Below are 18864 nucleotides of genomic sequence, written 5' to 3'. Positions count from 1 at the left end.
GGTGGCGACCATTCGGATCGGGGTGCTTGCGCGCAACGCTCCATTCAGGGCCTCGATCGCCCGGCGGGCGGGTCCATGGTCTCGGAGACCCGGCGGCGTGACAGCGCGCGGGGCGGAGGGCTATCCCGGACGCTCCTTCTTTTGATCTGGATACCGTTTCCGGCTCGGGTTGCTGGCTTGCTACTCGCATCTCGTGCGAACAAGCTCTAAGTTCTTGTCCGGGAGTCTATTTCAGCTCTCGATGCGAATGCTCTGACCCTTGCTGTCCGGCAAGATCGCTCGGACCCAAACGGCCAGGCTGTCGCCGAGCCAGGAGTGTTCACTGATGGCGTCGCGCGACGACATCATGATCGAGATCACGCCGCAGGTCCTGCTCAAGGCCTATAGCTGCGGTATCTTTCCCATGGCCGAGAGCGCCGACGATCCGGCTCTCTACTGGATCGAGCCGCAGCACCGCGGGATCCTTCCGCTGGATAATCTGCACATCCCGCGGCGGCTCGCGCGGACGGTGCGGCAGGGATCGCTGCGGGTGACCATCGATACCGATTACGAAGGGGTCATCGAAGGTTGCGCGGCCGAGCGGGCCGGGCGGCGCTCCACCTGGATCAATACCCGTATCCGCGGGCTCTACCGGGAGCTGTTCCGGCTGGGGCACTGCCATACGGTGGAGGTGTGGGACGAAGAGCGCCTCGTGGGCGGCCTTTACGGCGTGGCGCTCGGCGGCGTGTTCTTCGGGGAGAGCATGTTCTCCTATATGCGCGACGCATCGAAGATCGCGCTCGTGCATCTGGCGGGTCGGCTGATCGCGGGCGGGTTCACGCTCCTCGATACGCAGTTCGTCACCGACCATTTGCGCCAGTTCGGCACCATCGAGATCAATCGCGACGATTTTCATCGCTACCTCGACGACGCCCTCGGAGAGCCCGCGGATTTCATGCGACTCCCGCTCGATGCTTCGGGCACCGACATTCTCGAAATCATTGAAAAGGCGCAGGGCAGGACCCGCTGAGGCGGCTCTGCCCTATCGCGCCCCAAAACGCGGGATCCATCCGAAACGTGAGCAGAAGCGACGGGCAAAGAGCCGAACGGGGCGGGCGTGTGCTGGCGAGAGCCGAGGGGCTGGAGCTCATCCGTACCGCGGGGCCAAAGGATTACGCGCTGATCGACAGCGGCAACGGGCGCAAGCTCGAGCGCTTTGGCAAGATCGTCATCGATCGGCCGGAACCCCAGGCGCTGTGGCAGCGACGGCGGCCGGCCGGAGTCTGGAAAGAGGCGCACGCCGTGTTCTCGCCATCGGCCGACGACGAGGAAAAGGGCAAGTGGCGTATCGACAAGCCGGTGCCTGAGAGCTGGCCGGTCCGCGTCGGCGACGTGGCAGTCACATGCCGCTTGCAAGGGCTCTGGCATGTGGGCCTTTTCCCGGAGCAGGTTCCGCACTGGGAGTGGATGCAGGAGCAGATCCGGCGCGTTCGGGGCGAACGGCCGCGTGTGCTCAATCTCTTCGCCTATACGGGCGCTGCTTCGCTGCTCGCCGCGCACGCGGGAGCGGAGGTGACCCACGTCGATGCATCGAAGAAGGCCATTCAATGGGCCAAGGAGAACAAGGTGGCCTCGCATCTCGCGGATGCGCCGATCCGCTGGATTCTCGAGGATGCGGCCAAGTTCGTGGCGCGCGAGGTGCGGCGCGGCAAGACCTACCACGCGATCCTCATCGATCCGCCGAAGTTCGGCCGTGGCCCTGATGGCGAGGTGTGGGATCTGTTCGAGGGACTGCCGGCCCTGATGCGCAACGCCGCGCAATTGCTGGCGACGGACTCGGCGTCGCTGGTGCTCACGGTCTATGCCATCCGCGCCTCTGCGCTGGCGTTCGAGCAACTTGCGGCCGACGTTCTGGCGGAGCGCGGCGGACGCCTCTCCGCGGGCGAGCTTGCGCTCGCGGCCCGAGACGGGGGCGCTGTGGTGCCGACATCTCTCTTCGTGCGGTGGGCGTCATGAGGGAGGTGCGCTCTATCACGAGCCTCTCCAACGAGAGGATCAAGGCGATCCGCGCGCTCGAGATGCGCAAGGTGCGCCGCGAGACGGGATTGTTCGTGGCGGAAGGCGTGTCGATCCTCGTCACCGCGCGCGAAGCTGGCTTTGTGCCGACGAGCCTCGTCTATCAGTCCGCGTCGGCAGGCACTCCGATGACGCGCGCCCTCAACGACTGGGCGCTTCGCGAAGGAGCGGAGGTGCTCGAAGTCTCCGAGGCGGTGATCGGCAAGATCTCCGGTAAGGACAATCCGCAGACGATGCTCGGCGTCTTCCAGCAGCGCTGGACCGAACTGCCGCGCACGGCGGGGCGCGGAGACTGCTGGCTGGCGCTGGAAGAGATCCGCGACCCCGGCAATCTCGGCACCATCATCCGTACGGCGGATGCGGTTGGCGTGAAGGGGATCATTCTGATCGGCAACACATGCGATCCCTATTCGCGCGAGGCGGTGCGGGCGACGATGGGATCGGTGTTCGCCGTGCCGCTCGTGAAGACCACGCGCGAGGCGTTTCTTGCGTGGCGCGCGGAGTGGACGGGGGACGTTGTCGGCACGCATCTCGATGCGCATGAAGATTTTCGGCATGCGGCCTACAAGGGGCCTGTGCTGCTCGTCATGGGAAGCGAGGGGCCGGGGCTTTCCGACAGCCTGACGCGGGCCTGCTCGCGGCTCGTCAAGATCCCGATGGCGGGAAAGCTCGACAGCCTCAACCTTGCGGTCGCCACAGCGCTGACGCTTTATCAGATCCGCGGCGATGCGCTGAAGATCTGATGGCGCCGCAAGTCGGACCTGTGTCGACACGACGGCGCCTTTACGGCCGTCGCCGATAGGGGAGGAAATGCCGGTCGCGGTATTCGATGCCGTCGACTGGCTCTGCTCCGTTGTGAAAGCGAAGGCCGGCGCCGAGGCGCACCAAGGTTTCGATGCCCTGGGGGATGCCCGTGGCCGTGCTGATCCAATGCCGCTGCAGGACCTGGCCCGCGACGATGCACTCGAGAAACGGCACGATCCGATCCGGCGAATCGAATGCGAATGCGGGATAGGTCTCTCCGGCGAGGACGATGTCGAAGCGGCCATCCTCCCGCAGCGCCAGGCTCACCGGGCAGGCTGCTATAGCGTGGGGAATGATCGAGAGTATCCAGCCCTCTCCATCCTCGCCGTGTTCCGAGATGTGCGCCACGTCGCCGATCGTCGGCGCCCAGTAACGGACCTGCTCGATCGTCGCCGTGAGAGAGGGCTGCCGGAGATCTTCTGAAATCGGGGCCATGGAACGAAGCCTGCGCAAGGAGTGAGCGGGCAAGATCTCTCAAAATTCCGGCGCCCTCAAGGACGCGCGTGCGTCAGTGAGCAGCAGGGATCGCAGCGGCCGATGGTTGCGATCCTTCAGCCGGCGACCGCTGCCCGGTGAGCAACCTTGAGATCGAAAGCCGCCGCCAGCAGCGCCTTCGTGTAAGCCTCTTTCGGCGCCGTGAAGATCTCATCGGCGGGGCCTTCCTCGACGGCGCGGCCATTGCGCATGACGATCACGTAGTTGCAGAGCGCGCGCACGACTTTGAGATCGTGGCTGATGAACACGTAGGCGAGATTGCGCTTGGCTTGCAGCTCGCGCAGCAGATCGACGATCTGCGCCTGCACGCTCATGTCGAGCGCGCTCGTTGGCTCATCGAGCACGATGAAGTTGGGCTCGAGTGCCATGGCGCGGGCAATCGCGATGCGCTGGCGCTGGCCGCCGGAGAACTCGTGCGGATAACGGTCGAGCGCGGAGGCGTCGAGCCCGACTTCCTCAAGAGCTGCGGCCGCCCGTTCGCGCCGCTGGGCCTCGTTCCATTCCGGCTTCTGGATCAGAAGCCCTTCCTCGATGATGCCGAAGATCGAGAGGCGTGGCGAGAGCGAGCCGTATGGGTCCTGGAATACGATCTGCATCTCGCGGCGGAGCGGCCGCATCTCCTTTGATGAGAGGCCGTCGATGCGCTGGCCCATGTAGACGATCGGTCCCTCGGACGAGATCAGCCGCAGGATCGCGAGCCCGAGCGTTGTCTTGCCGGAGCCGGATTCTCCCACGACGCCGACCGTCTGCCCGGCCAGGATCTTGACGGAGAGGCCATCGACCGCCTTCACGTGGTCCACGGTCCGCTGCAGGAAGCCGCGCTTGATCGGAAACCACACCTTGAGATCCGTCGTCTCGGCAATGACCGGGGCGCCGGCGTGGAACCCAGGCGGCTCGCCCTTCGGCTCGGCGGCGAGAAGGTGCTGCGTGTAGGGGTGCTGCGGCGAGGTGAACAGAGCTTCCGTCGGCTGCTCCTCGACGATCTCGCCACGCTGCATGACATAGACGCGCTCGGCCATGCGGCGCACGATGCCGAGGTCGTGCGTGATGAGGAGCATCGCCATGCCCATCTCGTGCTGGAGATCGCGCAGCAGCTCGAGGATCTGCGCCTGGATCGTTACGTCGAGCGCCGTCGTCGGCTCGTCGGCGATGAGCAGGTCCGGCTCATTGGCTAGCGCCATGGCGATCATGACGCGCTGTCGTTGTCCGCCGGAAAGCTGATGTGGAAACGCGTCGAGCCGCTTCTCCGGCTCGGTGATGCCGACCTTGGTTAGAAGCTCGACGATGCGCGCCCGAAGTGCCGCGCCGTTCAGCCCGCGATGCAGGCGCAGCATCTCGCCGACCTGCCGCTCGATCGAGTGCAGCGGATTGAGCGATGTCATGGGCTCCTGGAAGATCATCGAGATGCGCCCGCCCCGGGTGCGCTTCAGCTCCGCATCCGATGCTTCAAGAAGATCCCTTCCCTCGAAGAAGATCTCGCCCGAGGGGTGCGAGGCCGAGGGGTAGGGCAGCAGGCGCAGGATCGAGAGCGCGGAGACGGATTTTCCGCTGCCGGACTCGCCGACGAGGGCCACCGTCTCGCCCTTGTTGATGTGGAACGAGACGCCTTTCACCGCCGTGGTCGTGACGCCCCCCGAGCGGAACGCGACGGACAGGTTTTTGACGTTGACCAGCACTTCCCTCGACATGGCGCTTCGGCTCCTTAAGCGAAGGTCTTGCGGGGATCGAGCGCATCTCTGACACCCTCGAAGATGAAGATCAGCAGCGACAGCATGATCGCGATCGAGAAGAACGCGCTCATGCCGAGCCAGGGCGCGCCGAGGTCTCCCTTGCCCTGAAGGAGCAGTTCGCCGAGCGAGGGCGATCCTGGCGGCAGGCCAAGGCCTAGGAAATCGAGCGAGGTGAGCGTCGTGATCGAGCCCGAGAGCTGGAACGGCATGAAGGTGACCGTGGCGACGGCCGCGTTCGGCAGAACGTGCTTCCACATGATGGTGAAGTTCGAGAGGCCGAGAGCGCGTGCGGCGCGTACATATTCGAAGTTTCGCGCGCGCAGGAACTCGGCGCGCACCACGCCGACGAGGCTCGTCCATTGGAAAGCGAGCAGCACGAAGAGCAGGGTCCAGAATCCGGGCACCAGCACGGCCGCGATGATGATCAGCACGTAGAGGGTCGGGATGTTGCCCCAGATCTCGAGGAAGCGCTGCATGCCAAGGTCGAGCCAGCCTCCGTAGTAGCCCTGCACAGCGCCGGCCGCGACGCCGACCACGCTCGAGAGAATGGTGAGGATGAGGCCGAACAGAACCGAGATGCGGAAGCCATAGATGACCCGCGCCATCACGTCCCGGCCCTGGTTGTCGAGCCCGAGCCAGTTCCAGTTTCCGATGGCGAGATAGCGGGCCATCTGGTCGGGCGGCGCGTCGCAAAGCTTGGCTCGCGCTGCCCATTGCGGCGGCGCCGGGTAGCCGAGGCCGCCTTGATGCGCGACGCCGTCGCGCTCGATGGTGCATCGGCCCTCCGAATCGACGCGGTTCGGATAGTCCTTGTTGATGGTATCGTAGGAATAGCGGATGGGCGGCCAGACCATCCAGCCGTGAGCCTGGATCTCGTCGATGATGACGGGATCGCGGTAGTCGGTCACGGCGAGGAAGCCGCCGAACTTCGATTCCGGATAATCGACGAGCACCGGGAACAGCGTCTCGCCCTTGTAGCTCACGATCAGCGGCCGGTCGTTGGCGATCAGCTCCGCAAAGAGGGTCACGAAGAACAGCGCGAGGAAGATGACGAGGCTCCAGTAGCCGCGCCGGTTGGCCTTGAAGTTCTCCCAACGGCGCTCGTTGATCGGCGACAGCTTGAGCCGTGGCAGCATGCGCGTGTAGAGCGGCGGCCGTACCAGATCGGTCCTGACCTCCTGCTCAACGCTTTCTTCGCGGCGGGCGTCCAAGGCTCAGACCTCCCTGCTCTCGAAGTCGATGCGCGGATCGACCAGCGTGTAGACGAAATCCGTGACCACGTTCACCACAAGTCCGAGCAGCGCGAAGATATAGAGCGTGGCAAACACCACGGCATAGTCGCGCTTGATCGCGGATTCGAAGCCGAGAAGCCCCAGCCCGTCGAGAGAGAAGATGGTCTCGATCAGAAGGGAACCCGAGAAAAACGCGCTGACGAATGCTGCCGGAAAGCCGGCGATGATGAGGAGCATGGCGTTGCGGAAGATATGCCCGTAAAGCACCTCGCGCTCGCCGAGCCCTTTCGAGCGCGCCGTGATCACGTACTGCTTTCGGATTTCGTCCAGGAAGCAGTTCTTGGTCAGGAAGGCCATGGTGGTGAAGGCGCCGAGCGCCATGGCGATGATCGGCAGCGTGAGATGCCAGAAGTAATCAGCCACCTTGCCGATGAGCGAAAGCTGGTCCCAGTTGTCGGAGGTGAGGCCTCGCGAGGGGAAGATCTGGAAGAACGACGAGCCCGCGAACACGATGAGCAGCAGCACGGCGATCAGGAAGCCCGGCACCGCGTAGCCGATGACGAGCACCGTGCTCGTCCAGGTATCGAAGCGCTCCCCGTCGCGCACGGCCTTATGGATGCCGAGCGGGATCGCGATCAGATAGGTGATCAGCGTCATCCAGAGCCCGAGCGAGATGGAGACCGGCAGCTTCTCCTTGATCAGATCGATGACCGACACGTCGCGAAAGTAGCTCTTGCCGAAATCGAACATCAGATAGTTTTTCATCATGAGCAGGAAGCGTTCGTGTGCGGGTTTGTCGAAGCCGAACTGCTTCTCGAGGCTCTTGATGAACTCGGGGTCGAGACCTTGGGCGCCGCGGTACTTCGAGGTGACGCTGTCGCCGGCGCCGTGGCCGAGCTGGTTGCCGCCGCCAAGCGTGTCACGCGCACCGCCGCCTATCCGGTCAGAGATCGACGTGTCGCTGCCCGTGAGCTTGGCGATCATCTGCTCGACAGGCCCACCGGGTGCGAACTGAATGATCACAAAGCTGATCAGCATGATGCCGATCATGGTTGGCACGATCAGAAGCAGTCTCTTGAGGAGATAAGCACCCATCGTTCGATCATAGCCTCATGTGCGAGATGCGCGTTCGGCGCACCCGTCGCTATCGCTTGAGCCTCGCGGCCTTCTCGGCGTCATACCACCAGGTGTCGAGCGCGCCCCGCTCATACTTGGGCTTCGTTTCGGGCCAGCCGAATTTGTCCCAGAAGGCAAGGTTGTGCGCACCCTTATACCACTGCGGCACCCAGTAGTATCCGGCGCGCAGCACGCGGTCGGCGGCGCGCGTGGCGGCGACGAGCTCGGCGCGCGACTTGGCGGCAACCACCTTGTCGATCAGCTCGTCGAGCACCGGATCGGCGATGCCGGCAAGGTTGAAGCTGCCCGTCGTGGCGGCGGCCTGCGAGCCCCAGAAGTTCTTGAGCTCGATACCAGGCGTAAGCCTCAAGGCGTAGCGCTGCGTCGTGAGATCGAAGTCGAAATCCTTCATGCGCCGCTCGTATTGGGCCGCATCGACGCGCCGCATGGTGGCGTCGATGCCGATCGCCTTGAGGTTCTTGAGGTAGGGCGCGACGATGCGCTCGAAGGCCGGAGACTCGATCAGGATCTCGATCGAGAGCGGCTCCCCGGCGGCGTTGCGCAAGCCTTGCGGCGTCTGCTGCCAGCCCGCCTCGTTGAGCAGTCGCACGGCCTCGCGCAGCTGTGCGCGGTTGTTGCCGCTGCCGTCGGTCACCGGGGGAGAGACGGCCTCGCCAAACACGGCTTCGGGCAACTTGTCGCGGAACGGTTCCAAAAGCGCCAGCTCTTCGGGAGACGGCATGCCGCTCGCCTTGAGATCGGAGTTCTCGAAATAGCTCGCGGTGCGCGTATAGAGCCCGAAGAAGAGGTTCTTGTTGCTCCACTCGAAGTCGAAGGCGTAGTTCAGCGCCTGTCGTACGCGCACGTCCTTGAACTTCTCGCGCCGCGTGTTGATGAAGAAGCCCTGCGCGCCGGACGGACGCTCGTCGGGGATGGTGAGCAGCTTGATGCGGCCGTCCTTCACCGCCGGCACGTTATAGCCGCCGGCCCAGTCCTTCGACGTGAACTCCTCGCGGAAGTCGAAGTTGCCCGATAGCAGGTTCTCGAGCTCGAGCGAGCGGTCGCGGTAGTATTCGAAGCGCAGCTCGTCGAAGTTGCTCTGTCCGACGTTCACCGGCAGGTCCTTGGCCCAGTAGTCGGGGCGGCGGATGTAGGTGACGTAGGTTCCGGCCTTGTAAGGACCGACCTTGTAGGGGCCGGAGCCGAGCGGCGGCTCGAGCGTCGTCTTGTCGAACTCGTTGGCCGTGTAATAGGCCTTCGACAGCACCGGGAGCATGGCCACCGTAATCGGCAGATCGCGCACCAGCGTGCCCTCGAACGTGTAGCGCACGGTGGCGGGATCGAGCGCCTCCGCCGACTTGACATCGCGGAGCGGCATGGCGAGGGCCGGGTGGCCCTTCGCCTTGATGGTTTCGAACGAGAACACGACGTCTTCTGCGGCGACGGGGCTGCCGTCTGCGAACTTGGCCTCAGGCCTCAATTTAAAGGTGACGGACATGCCGTCCGCCGCCACGTCCGCCGTTTCCGCGACGAGTCCGTAGACGGCGTCCGGCTCGTCGAGGGCGCGTGCCATCAGGCTGTCGAACACGAGCGTCATGCCCTGGGCCGCATCACCCTTCAGGATGAAAGGATTGAAGCTGTCGAAGGTCGTGAGCCCTGCGGTTCCGATCTGCGAGGCACGCCCGCCCTTCGGTGCGTCCGGGTTGACGTAATCGAAATGCTTGAAGCCGGCGGGGTATTTGAGATCGCCGAAAACCGAGAGCCCGTGGCGCGGCTCTGCGCCGGCGGAAACGGGCAATCCGAATGCCAGCGCGAAGGCCAGACAGGCTGCGGTGCCAAGGCGCGCCGCTTCGAAATATCTCATCCCACCTCCGCCAAGCACGTGGCTCCCCCCGTTATTTCCGCTGCGCGGAAAGCGCCTTCTCCTTATCAGGATCGACCCACCACACCTGCGTGAACGCGCTCGTCAGAGACGGCAGCTTCTCCGGCCGGCCAAAGATGTCCCACGTCGCAATCCACTCGTAGGGATTGTACCATTGGGGCACCAGGTAGTAGCCCCACAGGAGGACGCGATCGAGGGCGCGTGTGTGGGCGACCACCTCGTCACGGTCCTTCGCCAGGATGAGCTGCTCAATGAGCGCATCGATCACCGGATCCTTGATGCCGATGGTGTTGCGCGATCCCTGCTGATCGGCCGCGGCCGAGCCCCAGAAGTCACGCTGCTCGTTGCCCGGCGACATCGATTGCGGGAAACTGTCGACGATGATGTCGAAATCGAAGGTCGTCTCGCGACGCTCGTACTGAGCGGGGTCGACCACGCGCACGTTCGCCTTAACTCCGATCTTGGAGAGGTTCGAGATGTATTGCGCGACGTGCCTCTGGAAGGCGTCCGATCCGAGCAGGAACTCCACCGTGAAGGGCTCGCCTTTGGCGTTGCGCAGCACGGTTTCGGTGCGGGCGGAGCCGAGGCCCACGGCGCGCGCCGCTTTGCAGAAAACGCCGCAATCGGGATCGTCGACCTCTTCCTGGCGCACCTCCCAACCGGCCTCCTTGAAGAGGCGCATGGCTTCGGCGAGGTTCTTGCGCAGGTCCTCGCGCGAGGCGAAGACGGGGTTCTTCCATTCGGTGGTGAACACCTCCGGCGGAAGGTCCTTCTCGAACGGCTTCAGGATCTCGAGCTCGCGCCCTTCGGGCAGCCCCTTGGCCGCTAGCTCCGAATTGTCGAAGTAGCTCGCGACGCGCGTATATTGTCCGAACAGAACACTTCTGTTCAGCTCTTCGAAATCGAAGGCGTAGTTGAATGCCTCGCGCACGCGCCGGTCCTTGAACTTGTCGCGGCGGGTGTTGAACACGAAGCCCTGCATGCGTGCGACGCCCTTGGTCGGGATCGCCTCCTTCTTCACCCAGCCCTTCTTGATGGCGTCGAAATCGAACTGCGTCGCCCATGCGCTCGCGGTGTTCTCACGCCAGAAGTCGGCGCGGCCGCTCTTGAAATCCTCGAAGGCCGCGGTCCGCTCACGGAAATACTGGAATCTCAATTCATCGAAGTTGAACTGGCCGATGCGGACGGGAAGATCTTTGGCCCAGTAGTCGGCGACGCGCTCGAGCACGATCCGGTTGCCGGTATCGACCGATTTCACTTTGTACGGTCCCGAGCCGAGCGGCACCTCAAGGGTGCTCTTCGCAAGATCCCGCGGTTCGCCGTTGCGGCCGGTCGCCTCCCAGAAGTGCTTCGGGAACACGGTGAGCTGGCCGAGGATCTGCGGCAGCTCGCGGTTGCCCGTGATATCGAAGGTGAAGGTGACCTCGCGCTCGCCGGTCTTCTCGGCCTTGACCACGTTCTTGTAATAGCGGGCGTACATCGGATGCGCCTTCTTGATCGCATCCAGGCTGAAGATGACGTCCTCGGGCGTGATCGGCGTGCCGTCATGGAAGCGCGCTTCGGGCCGAAGACCGAACTTCGCCCATGAGTAGTCGGGCGGATAGGAAATCCATTCGGCGATGAGGCCGTATTCGGCTGATTCCTCGTCCGGGCTGCCGGTCATCAGCGAGTCGTAGATCATGCCGACGGCGCCTGCGGGCACGCCCCTGATCGAGTACGGGTTGAGCGAGTCGAAGGTGCCTTCCGTCGCGAAGCGGACGACGCCGCCCTTCGGAGCATCCGGGTTGACCCAGTCGAAATGCTTGAAGTCGAGGCCGAACTTCGGCTCGCCAATGAGCGACAATGCATGACGGCGGACCGGCTCGCCAGCCTCTGGGGTGAGAGGTGTCGTTTGTGCGGAGGGTATCGGCTCTGCCGACTCGGCCGGCTGCGGCGTGCCGGCATCCTGGGCCAGCGCGCTCGAGGCGAAGATTGCGGCCATGGCGAGGCCTGCAAACGCGGAGACTGAGGGAATCGCGTGCCGGTAAACCCTGTGTTCCGCTGCCATCGTCACGACCGTCCCTTATGAGGAGAAGGAGGGGGCAGCGGGTCCACATCGCAAAGGGCCGCCCCCACGAGACCGCCGCCGGGGAAGCGCGCCGACCTCCAGGAAAGCTCAGTTCCTAGCATGGCTTCTCTAGGTTTCGGATTAAAGATCGGCAAGCTCGAGCGCGAAGGCTCCCGATGAGCGAAGTCTACGGGCCATGCCGCGGGCAGGCGGGACCGGACGCGTGGCAGCGCACCGAACCCGGGAGGACGAGGCGGGTGCGATGGGGCCGTTCCGGCCGCCGTAGGCCTCTGCCGGTTTACGGGAGCGGCGCGGGGTTATCCGAAAGCGTGCGGATGTAGGCGATGAGGTCTGCAAGCTCGGCCGGATCCGAGACGCCGGCGAAGATCATCTTCGTGCCGGGCAGCCACTCCTTGGGCTTGTGCAAGAAGGATGCGAGATCAGCGAAGTTCCAGTCGCCGCCCTTGGTCTTCATCGCTTCCGAGTAGCCTTTGAAATCGGCTTCGGAGCCGTGTGGACGGCCGACGACATTCCAAAGGTTCGGCCCAACCTTGCTCGCGGCGCCCTTCTCGGCCGAATGGCAGGCGAGACATTTTTTGAACGTTGCGGCGCCGTTGTCGGCGTTGGCGGTTGGCAGTGCCGCCACAACTTGTGCGGGATCGAACGCGGCAGGCGCCGCGGCGCCGCCCTCCGGGGAGGCCTCGCCCGTCTCGGCCGGCGCCGGAAGCGTGTAGCCGCCCGTGACCTCGCCGTGGGGCTGCTGCGCGATGTCGATGAGGGCTTTCGGGAGGAAAATGACGAGCAGCGCTGACAGCACGCCCCCTGCGATCTTGCTCAGCTCAAATGAATCCAGCATCCCATCCACCCTGCAACCGCTTTTCGCCCATCCTCAATCGAGCACGCCTTCATAACGCTGCGCCCCGCGCCGGAGCAAGTACCGGGTTGGGCCGATCGTCAGCGGGCGTATTTCTCATGAACGCATCTACAAGATGCCGGCCCCGCCTTGCAACCCCGCGTTCCGGCGGTCTACAGCTCATTTCAGTGTGCGCCGGCCGACGGCATCGCGGCTGCTGGCCGGTCCGGCGCCCGAATCGCGTCACATTCCGTCACGGAACGTCTCCTCCACACGCCCACACGTCGGGAGGCCTCCGAGAGCAGCGAGGGCGACATCACGATGATGAGAGCATTGATCATCATTCCGGCGCGCATGGCCTCGACCAGGCTGCCCGAGAAACCGCTCGCCGATATCGAGGGCGAGCCGATGATCGTGCGCGTCTGGCGGCAGGCTCACGCCGCGGAGATGGGACGCGTCGTCGTGGCAGCCGATTCGGATGCGGTCTGCAACGCTGTCCGGGCCGCGGGCGGGGAGGCGCTGATGACGCGCCCCGATCACGCATCCGGCTCCGACCGCATCTTCGAGGCGTTGAACCGCGTCGATCCCAACGCCGAGACCGATATCGTCGTCAATCTGCAGGGAGATTTGCCGACCATCGATCCGGCCCTGATCCGCACCTGCGCGGCTCTGCTCGAAGCTAGGGGCCCCCATATCGCAACGCTTGCAGCCGAGATCTCGGACGCGAGCGAGCGCACAAACCCGAACGTCGTGAAGGTCGTGGGAACGCCGCTCCCCGAGCCGAGCCGCCTGCGCGCGCTCTATTTCACACGCGCCACGGCTCCCTATGGCGATGGTCCGCACTACCATCATATCGGGCTCTATGCTTACCGGCGCACGGCGCTCGAGCGCTTTGTCTCGCTGCCTCCGTCTCCTCTCGAGATGCGTGAGCGGCTGGAGCAGCTGCGCGCCCTCGAGGACGGCATGCGGATCGATGTGGCCGTCGTTGACACCGTTCCACTCGGTGTCGATACTCCGGCCGATCTCGAGCGGGCCCGCGAGCTCATCAGAACGGCGCATCGGGCATGACGTTCCTTATCGTCCTTCCTCGCCCGCATCAGACGCCCGACGCAAGCGCCTGAGACCGGCTTCCTTCTGTCCTTCATCGACGAGCGCTGCACATGCCCACAGAACGCCCTGCCTCACGCATCGCCTACCAGGGCGAGCCGGGAGCCAACTCGCACATTGCCGCGGCCGAGGTCTATCCTGACTTCGAGCCCGTCGCGCATCCGACCTTCGAGGACGCCTTGGCGGCCGTGAAGTCCGGCGACGTGCTCTATGCGATGATCCCGATCGAGAACTCGGTCGCGGGACGTGTGGCGGACATTCACCACCTTCTTCCCAACGCCAATCTCTACATCGTGGGTGAGCATTTCCTTCGGGTCCGCCACCAGCTGATGGCTGTGCCCGGGGCGTCTCTCGAGACCATCAAGAAAGCGATGAGCCATACGCAGGCGCTTGGCCAATGCCGCAAGACGCTGCGCACGCTGGGTCTGACGCCCGTTCCGGAGGCCGACACCGCGGGCTCCGCGCGCCTCGTCGCCGAGCAGAACGACCCGACGCTGGCGGCGATCGCAACCTCGCTCGCCGCCGAGATCTACGGTCTCAAGGTGCTACGCTCCGACATCGAGGACGAGGCGCACAACACGACGCGCTTTCTCATCCTCGCCAAGGATCCGGACGATGCCGAGCCCGACGAGGATCAGCCGGTCATCACCACGTTCCTGTTCCGTGTGCGCAACGTGCCGGCGGCCCTCTACAAGGCGCTCGGAGGATTCGCGACGAATGGCGTCAACATGACGAAGCTCGAGAGCTATCAGCTCGAAGGCACCTTCAACGCCACCATGTTTCACGCCGATATCGAAGGCCACCCGGCAGAGCGGCCGGTTCAGCTTGCGCTTGAGGAGCTGTCGTTCTTCTCGAACGAAGTGCGCGTGCTCGGAACTTATCCCGCGAGCCCATACAGGATCGAGGCTGCGCGCGCCGCAGCGCCGCCGATCGGTACGATCGGCAACGGCCGCTAGAGTGCTTCACGCGTTATGTGCGCGGAACCCGCTCGCTTCGCTTATGCGTTCTCCGTGGCGCGCTGCGTGATGCGGCGGATGGCGGTGATGGGCGCCGATTGCCGCGCGATGCGGCTGGAGGCTTCGGGCAGGGTCTCGGCGGCGACGGCCATGTGATGCGCGTTGGCGTGCACGAGCATGATGCCGTCGCTCATGATGCCGACATGCCCGGGCCAGAAGATAAGATCGCCGCGTACAAGTCCCTCGAAGTCCGCAGGAATGGGAATGGCCTGGCCGAGCTCCGTGACCTGCATGTCGGTGTCGCGCGGGGCCGGGATGCCTGCCGCTTCAAGAGCGATCTGCACAAGCCCCGAGCAGTCGATGCCGATGCGGGTGCGCCCTCCCCACAAATACGGGGAGCCGATCAGGCGCTCGGCAACGTCCACAAAATCCCGCTCGAAGCGATCGCGTTCGGCAAGATGGCGGGTGATGACGAACCCGCCGCGCTCAAGGCGCGAGAAGCGCTCGCCCCATTCCGCGACGCGCACCTGGGCATTGAGCGGCAGGTGCATGATGGGCGTCGTCTTGATGTCGGCCGTTGGATAGATGAACGTTCCGAGAGCCGCCACGCGGTGCGTCGCGGGCATGATCTCGGCGGTGAGTGCGGAAGAGGGCAGGTAGCCGACGTAACGATCGCGCTCGAGCTGCACCCAGGCCCAGCCGTCCGCTTCGTCGTAAACTTTCACCAACTCGCCATAAAGGGCTTCGGTAGCGAGGCCGAGCCGCGTGTCCGGCTCGCGCCGGAGCGGCACGGCCGGCCGGACCACCTGGCGGACGATGCCGGCCGCGTAGCGCGGCGCGGCCACCTGACTGCGCAAGGAGAGGGCGGCGAGGTCCGGGCGCACCGCGTGGCGCCGCGGATCGAGAGGTGACGCCTGTTGCCGCTGCTGCGCGCCGGTGCCTGGCGCGTCCTCCTGTCCGTTTCCAGCTTTCCCGTCCGTCATGCGGAGAGTTCCTTCGCAAGCAGCGAGAAGATGGCGCGGGCCGTCTGAGGCTCGCCGCCCTTGGGGCCGAGGGGGCGCGCGGCGGGACGCCATCCGTAGAGATCGAAGTGCGCAAAGCGGCGCGCTTTCGAGACGAAGCGCTTGAGGAACAGCGCCGCCGTGATCGAGCCCGCGAAGGGTGATTCATAGACGTTGTTCATGTCCGCGATCTCGCTATCGAGATGACGCTCGTAACCGGGCCAGAGCGGCATGCGCCAGAGCGGATCTCCCACGGCGGCCGCCTCTGCGACGAGATCGGCTGCAAAGGCGTCATCGTCCGTGAAGAAGGCCGGCAAATCCGGGCCGAGCGCGACGCGGGCGGCGCCGGTCAAGGTCGCGAAGACGAGGACGCTGTCGGGGGCTTCGTCGTCGGCGAGCGAGAGCGCATCGGCAAGCACGAGGCGTCCTTCTGCGTCGGTGTTGCCGATCTCGACAGTCTTGCCGGCGCGGCTCAGCAGCACGTCGCCCGGACGGAAGGCGTCGCCGGCGATGCTGTTCTCGGCGGCGGCGATCAGGACACGAAGCCGAACGTCGAGGCCGGCGCTCATGATCAGCTCGGCAAGCGTCAACGCCGTAGCGGCGCCGCCCATGTCCTTTTTCATGAGCAGCATGCCGGAGGCCGGCTTGATGTCGAGCCCGCCGGTGTCGAACGTGATGCCTTTGCCGACGAGAGTCAGCGTCGGCGCCGTAGCCGAACCGCCGGGCTTCTGCCAGCGCAGATCAATCAGCCGCGGCGCACGCGGACTTGCTCGCCCGACGGCATGGATCATGCGGAAGCCCTTAGCGAGAAGCTCGTCGCCGACGGTGCTCTCGAGGGTCGCGCCGTGGTCGCGCGCAAGGCGTGCCGCGGCGGCCTCGATCTCCTCCGGTCCGAGATCGGAGGCCGGCGTGTTGATGAGGTCGCGGCCCTTCCAGACCGCGTCCACCTGGCTGACGATGGCTTGATAGTCGAGGCCGGCGGGAATCTTGAGGCGCGGCGGCGCGCCGTTTTGCGTCCCGCTCTTGTAGCGGCGGAAGCGATAGGCGCCGAGCCCCCAGGCGATGGCCGCCAGCGCGGCGTGCGGCGTCTCTTCGGCAAGATGGTAGAGGCCCGGCGGCAGGCTTGCGGAGAGCTGTCCGACGAGAAGCTCGGAAGGGCCGGAGGGATCGCCCGCCGCGCCGTTCCCGAGGCCGAAGGCGACGGCGGCGAGGGTGCCATCTCCGTTAGGAATTAGCGCCTGCTTTTTTGCCGCCTTCGTGAAGCGTGTCGCCTCGAGCCATCGCTTGGCCGCATCATCGAACGCGTCGCTTTCCGAGACCGGTGCGGCGTCGGAGACGAGCCGGATGGGAATGCTTGGGTCCGCAGTGTCGTGGAGGATTAGCACATCGGTTGGAGACAGCGTGTTCGCCGCGGCATTGGTCTCTGTCATGAATGTGTTCTTTGGTCCTGGAAGAAATGGCGCCTTGGACGGGCCCTGTCTGATGGGGCATTATCCCTTTCAACGCAGGGAAACTCAATTGCAAGAGGGCTCGCGGAATGGCAGGCGACGGCTATCGACTCGTGATCGGCAACAAGAACACCTCGAGCTGGAGCCTCAGGCCATGGCTGGCGCTCAAGCAGGCGGGCATTCCGTTCGAGGAAGTCGGCATCGACCTGCGCGCCTCCGACATGAAGGAAAAGATCCTGGCCCATTCACCAGCCGGGAAAGTGCCGGTGCTGTGGGCAGGGGACCTCATGATCTGGGACAGCCTCGCCATCCTGGAATTTCTGGCCGAGCGGCATGCGGACAAGGACTTGTGGCCGGCCGATGATGACGCCCGTGCGGTCGCCCGCTCGGCCGCCGCGGAGATGCATTCCGGTTTCCAGGCGCTGCGCGAGCATTGCCCGATGAAAATCCTGGCTTCGGAGCCGAAGGACGACCTTCTCGGGCCGGTGGAAGCGGACATCCGTCGCGTCGTGTCGCTGTGGACGGACTGCCGCGCGCGGTTCGGCGCACAAGGTCCCTATCTCTTCTCACGCTTCTCCATCGCCGATGCAATGTATGCGCCGGTGGCCTCCCGCTTCCGCACCTATGTGCCAGACCTTGCCGCGTTTGGCGACGACGGCACGGCCGCCGCCTACATCGACACGCTGTTCGCCATGCCGGAGATAGCCGATTGGATCGACGGCGCGCGGAGTGAGGGCAAGGCCGCCGGTTAACGGATTGTTGTGCTCCGTTAATGCTTTATTGACCGCTGTATCAGAAAGTGACGGCACGACGGGCATCCGCCCGTGCATTCCGTCACAGACGAGCAGTGGAGACGTTGATGGCTGCCGATCGCGACGTGCCGCGGATCAAGCCGGGTCGCTCCTACGGCGTTCTTGCTGCGATGACGGCGAGCCTTCTGCTGGGGGCGTGCGCACAAGGCGGCGGCGAGGATGCGGGCCTTTTCGCGGCGCTAATGCCGGACTCGCCGCAACAGACCGCGCGAGAGGCAGCGCCGACCGAGCCGCGCGAGGCAGCCGAATACTGGAGCCGGATCTACGCTCAGAATCCGAAGGATCTCGAAGCGGCGCTCTTCTACGCGCGCAATCTGAAGCTCATTGGCCAGAAGCGCGAAGCTCTTGCGGTGCTGCAGCAGGCTTCGCTGATCCATGGCGCCAATCGCGAGCTGGCAGCCGACTATGGCCGCCTTGCGCTCGAGCTTGATCAGGTCAGCGTTGCAAAGAAGCTTCTCGAGCTTGCCGACGATCCCGCGAGCCCGGACTGGCGCATCGTGCTGGCGCGTGGGACGGCGCTCGCCAAGGAAGGACGCTATCGGGATGCGATCGGTTTCTACGAGCGGGCTCAGGCGCTCAATCCGGAGCATCCGTCGGTGCTCAACAACCTCGCGCTCGCTTATACGATGAGCGGTGAGCCCGAGCGCGGCGAGCAGCTCTTGCGGCAGGCTTCGGCGACGGGTGCCGAAAGCGTCAAGGTGCGCCAGAACCTTGCGCTCGTCCTCGGCCTTCAGGGCAAATATGACGAGGCCACCCGCGTCGCCTCGGTGGACCTGACGTCGGAGGATGCGCGGGCGAATGCCTCGTTGCTCCGGCAAATGGTGAAGCTCGACGCGAAGCAGGCGCCTTCGGCCGCGCCGGTCCGCGAGCCGCCCGCCATGGCGACATGGGCGCCCGCCGTGGCGGATGCGCAAGTGAAACCCAAGGCGCCCGCGCCGGTGCAAGCGGCGCGCGCATCGGCTCCTCCACTGCGCGCAAGCACGATCGAAAACAGCTCCGGCGCATCGGCTCCCGATAGCCGCGCCGCGAACCTCTTCAGCGCCGAGTAGCGCGCTCACTCACGTTGAACGGCGAATGGCTTCTTGTTCGTCTCCGCAATGCGATTGCCATTGCGCGGCGGAACAGGAGCCGCTCGGCGTTGGCGTAGGCAGCATTGGAGGCGATGCGTGAGGGTGCTTCCTCAGGAAACCGCTGCCGCTTGTCCTCTACCGGTTTAAGTGGAATCGAGGAACGGCTCTAGAGCCTGTTCATCTCGTACGGACGCATAGCCGGCGTTGATGAGGTAGTTTGCGCATTCGCGGCTGGAGAAGACGGGCAGCAGGGCGG

Annotated in this window: 16 protein-coding genes; 7 read left to right on the top strand and 9 right to left on the bottom strand. The window is 64.9% G+C overall.

All coding sequences use genetic code 11. The features are described 5' to 3' along the window. The first annotated feature begins 325 nt into the window (after positions 1–325). From aat to V7P99_RS10970, 3 genes are read left to right on the top strand one after another with little or no spacing between them, the layout of a single operon-like run. Positions 326–1009 carry a leucyl/phenylalanyl-tRNA--protein transferase gene (gene aat / locus V7P99_RS10980; protein WP_333794875.1) on the top strand — a complete coding sequence of 228 codons (684 nt, stop codon included), beginning with the start codon at positions 326–328 and terminating at the stop codon, positions 1007–1009. Between the two features lie 47 nt (positions 1010–1056). After that, positions 1057–1995, top strand: a complete 939-nt coding sequence (locus V7P99_RS10975; protein WP_333794860.1) for a class I SAM-dependent methyltransferase — start codon at positions 1057–1059, stop codon at positions 1993–1995. After that, entirely contained in the window at positions 1992–2798 is an 807-nt protein-coding gene (locus V7P99_RS10970) for a TrmH family RNA methyltransferase (protein WP_333794859.1), read from the top strand. The genes V7P99_RS10975 and V7P99_RS10970 overlap by 4 nt, the downstream gene beginning before the upstream one ends. A gap of 40 nt (positions 2799–2838) precedes the next feature. On the opposite strand, the gene V7P99_RS10965 is transcribed toward V7P99_RS10970, so the two are convergent. The 7 genes from V7P99_RS10965 to V7P99_RS10935 form a co-directional block, all read right to left on the bottom strand. Continuing rightward, on the bottom strand, positions 2839–3294 hold the full coding sequence (locus tag V7P99_RS10965) for a hypothetical protein (RefSeq protein ID WP_333794858.1): 456 nt from the start codon (positions 3292–3294) through the stop codon (positions 2839–2841). Positions 3295–3410: 116 nt separating this feature from the next. Continuing rightward, positions 3411–5042, bottom strand: a complete 1632-nt coding sequence (locus V7P99_RS10960) for an ABC transporter ATP-binding protein (RefSeq protein ID WP_333794857.1) — start codon at positions 5040–5042, stop codon at positions 3411–3413. A gap of 14 nt (positions 5043–5056) precedes the next feature. Continuing rightward, a complete protein-coding gene (locus V7P99_RS10955) occupies positions 5057–6220 on the bottom strand; it encodes an ABC transporter permease (RefSeq protein ID WP_333794874.1) in 1164 nt (387 codons plus the stop codon). 78 nt (positions 6221–6298) lie between these two features. Beyond that, on the bottom strand, positions 6299–7411 hold the full coding sequence (locus V7P99_RS10950; RefSeq protein WP_333794856.1) for a microcin C ABC transporter permease YejB: 1113 nt from the start codon (positions 7409–7411) through the stop codon (positions 6299–6301). A gap of 49 nt (positions 7412–7460) precedes the next feature. Continuing rightward, complete coding sequence (locus V7P99_RS10945; RefSeq protein ID WP_333794855.1) at positions 7461–9296, bottom strand: extracellular solute-binding protein; 1836 nt, start codon at positions 9294–9296, stop codon at positions 7461–7463. A 31-nt stretch (positions 9297–9327) separates the two neighbouring features. Further along, a complete protein-coding gene (locus tag V7P99_RS10940) occupies positions 9328–11361 on the bottom strand; it encodes an extracellular solute-binding protein (RefSeq protein WP_333794854.1) in 2034 nt (677 codons plus the stop codon). Between the two features lie 298 nt (positions 11362–11659). Then, on the bottom strand, positions 11660–12217 hold the full coding sequence (locus tag V7P99_RS10935; RefSeq protein ID WP_333794853.1) for a c-type cytochrome: 558 nt from the start codon (positions 12215–12217) through the stop codon (positions 11660–11662). Between the two features lie 318 nt (positions 12218–12535). On the opposite strand from V7P99_RS10935, the gene V7P99_RS10930 reads away from it, so the two are divergent. Then, positions 12536–13282 (top strand): 3-deoxy-manno-octulosonate cytidylyltransferase, encoded by a 747-nt coding sequence (locus tag V7P99_RS10930; protein WP_333794852.1) that lies wholly within the window; start codon positions 12536–12538, stop codon positions 13280–13282. Between the two features lie 92 nt (positions 13283–13374). Next, positions 13375–14277, top strand: a complete 903-nt coding sequence (locus V7P99_RS10925; RefSeq protein WP_333794851.1) for a prephenate dehydratase — start codon at positions 13375–13377, stop codon at positions 14275–14277. Between the two features lie 41 nt (positions 14278–14318). Here the strand turns inward: V7P99_RS10925 and V7P99_RS10920 are convergent, their stop codons facing one another. Both V7P99_RS10920 and V7P99_RS10915 read right to left on the bottom strand, forming a co-directional pair. Beyond that, a complete protein-coding gene (locus V7P99_RS10920) occupies positions 14319–15260 on the bottom strand; it encodes a C40 family peptidase (protein ID WP_333794850.1) in 942 nt (313 codons plus the stop codon). Further along, positions 15257–16708 (bottom strand): leucyl aminopeptidase family protein, encoded by a 1452-nt coding sequence (locus V7P99_RS10915; RefSeq protein WP_333794849.1) that lies wholly within the window; start codon positions 16706–16708, stop codon positions 15257–15259. The genes V7P99_RS10920 and V7P99_RS10915 overlap by 4 nt, the downstream gene beginning before the upstream one ends. Before the next feature lie 107 nt (positions 16709–16815). Between V7P99_RS10915 and V7P99_RS10910 the strand changes: the two genes are divergently transcribed. Then, the gene (locus V7P99_RS10910) at positions 16816–17478 is read left to right on the top strand and encodes a glutathione S-transferase family protein (protein ID WP_333794848.1); all 663 of its coding nucleotides are present in this window, start codon (positions 16816–16818) and stop codon (positions 17476–17478) included. A gap of 107 nt (positions 17479–17585) precedes the next feature. After that, positions 17586–18587 carry a tetratricopeptide repeat protein gene (locus V7P99_RS10905; RefSeq protein WP_333794847.1) on the top strand — a complete coding sequence of 334 codons (1002 nt, stop codon included), beginning with the start codon at positions 17586–17588 and terminating at the stop codon, positions 18585–18587. The last annotated feature ends 277 nt before the right edge of the window (positions 18588–18864 follow it).

It is taken from the genome of Hyphomicrobium sp., assembly GCF_036780825.1.
Classification (GTDB): Bacteria; Pseudomonadota; Alphaproteobacteria; order Rhizobiales; family Hyphomicrobiaceae; genus Hyphomicrobium_C.
This window is presented reverse-complemented; position numbering and strand designations above follow the sequence as displayed.

Bases quoted from the DNA above. Each gene is read 5' to 3' on its own strand.
- aat (WP_333794875.1), top strand. From the start codon at position 326: ATGGCGTCGCGCGACGACATCATGATCGAGATCACGCCGCAGGTCCTG.
- V7P99_RS10970 (WP_333794859.1), top strand. From the start codon at position 1,992: ATGAGGGAGGTGCGCTCTATCACGAGCCTCTCCAACGAGAGGATCAAG.
- V7P99_RS10965 (WP_333794858.1), bottom strand. From the start codon at position 3,294: ATGGCCCCGATTTCAGAAGATCTCCGGCAGCCCTCTCTCACGGCGACG.
- V7P99_RS10960 (WP_333794857.1), bottom strand. From the start codon at position 5,042: ATGTCGAGGGAAGTGCTGGTCAACGTCAAAAACCTGTCCGTCGCGTTC.
- V7P99_RS10955 (WP_333794874.1), bottom strand. From the start codon at position 6,220: ATGCTGCCACGGCTCAAGCTGTCGCCGATCAACGAGCGCCGTTGGGAG.
- V7P99_RS10950 (WP_333794856.1), bottom strand. From the start codon at position 7,411: ATGGGTGCTTATCTCCTCAAGAGACTGCTTCTGATCGTGCCAACCATG.
- V7P99_RS10945 (WP_333794855.1), bottom strand. From the start codon at position 9,296: ATGAGATATTTCGAAGCGGCGCGCCTTGGCACCGCAGCCTGTCTGGCC.
- V7P99_RS10940 (WP_333794854.1), bottom strand. From the start codon at position 11,361: ATGGCAGCGGAACACAGGGTTTACCGGCACGCGATTCCCTCAGTCTCC.
- V7P99_RS10935 (WP_333794853.1), bottom strand. From the start codon at position 12,217: ATGCTGGATTCATTTGAGCTGAGCAAGATCGCAGGGGGCGTGCTGTCA.
- V7P99_RS10930 (WP_333794852.1), top strand. From the start codon at position 12,536: ATGATGAGAGCATTGATCATCATTCCGGCGCGCATGGCCTCGACCAGG.
- V7P99_RS10925 (WP_333794851.1), top strand. From the start codon at position 13,375: ATGCCCACAGAACGCCCTGCCTCACGCATCGCCTACCAGGGCGAGCCG.
- V7P99_RS10920 (WP_333794850.1), bottom strand. From the start codon at position 15,260: ATGACGGACGGGAAAGCTGGAAACGGACAGGAGGACGCGCCAGGCACC.
- V7P99_RS10915 (WP_333794849.1), bottom strand. From the start codon at position 16,708: ATGACAGAGACCAATGCCGCGGCGAACACGCTGTCTCCAACCGATGTG.
- V7P99_RS10910 (WP_333794848.1), top strand. From the start codon at position 16,816: ATGGCAGGCGACGGCTATCGACTCGTGATCGGCAACAAGAACACCTCG.
- V7P99_RS10905 (WP_333794847.1), top strand. From the start codon at position 17,586: ATGGCTGCCGATCGCGACGTGCCGCGGATCAAGCCGGGTCGCTCCTAC.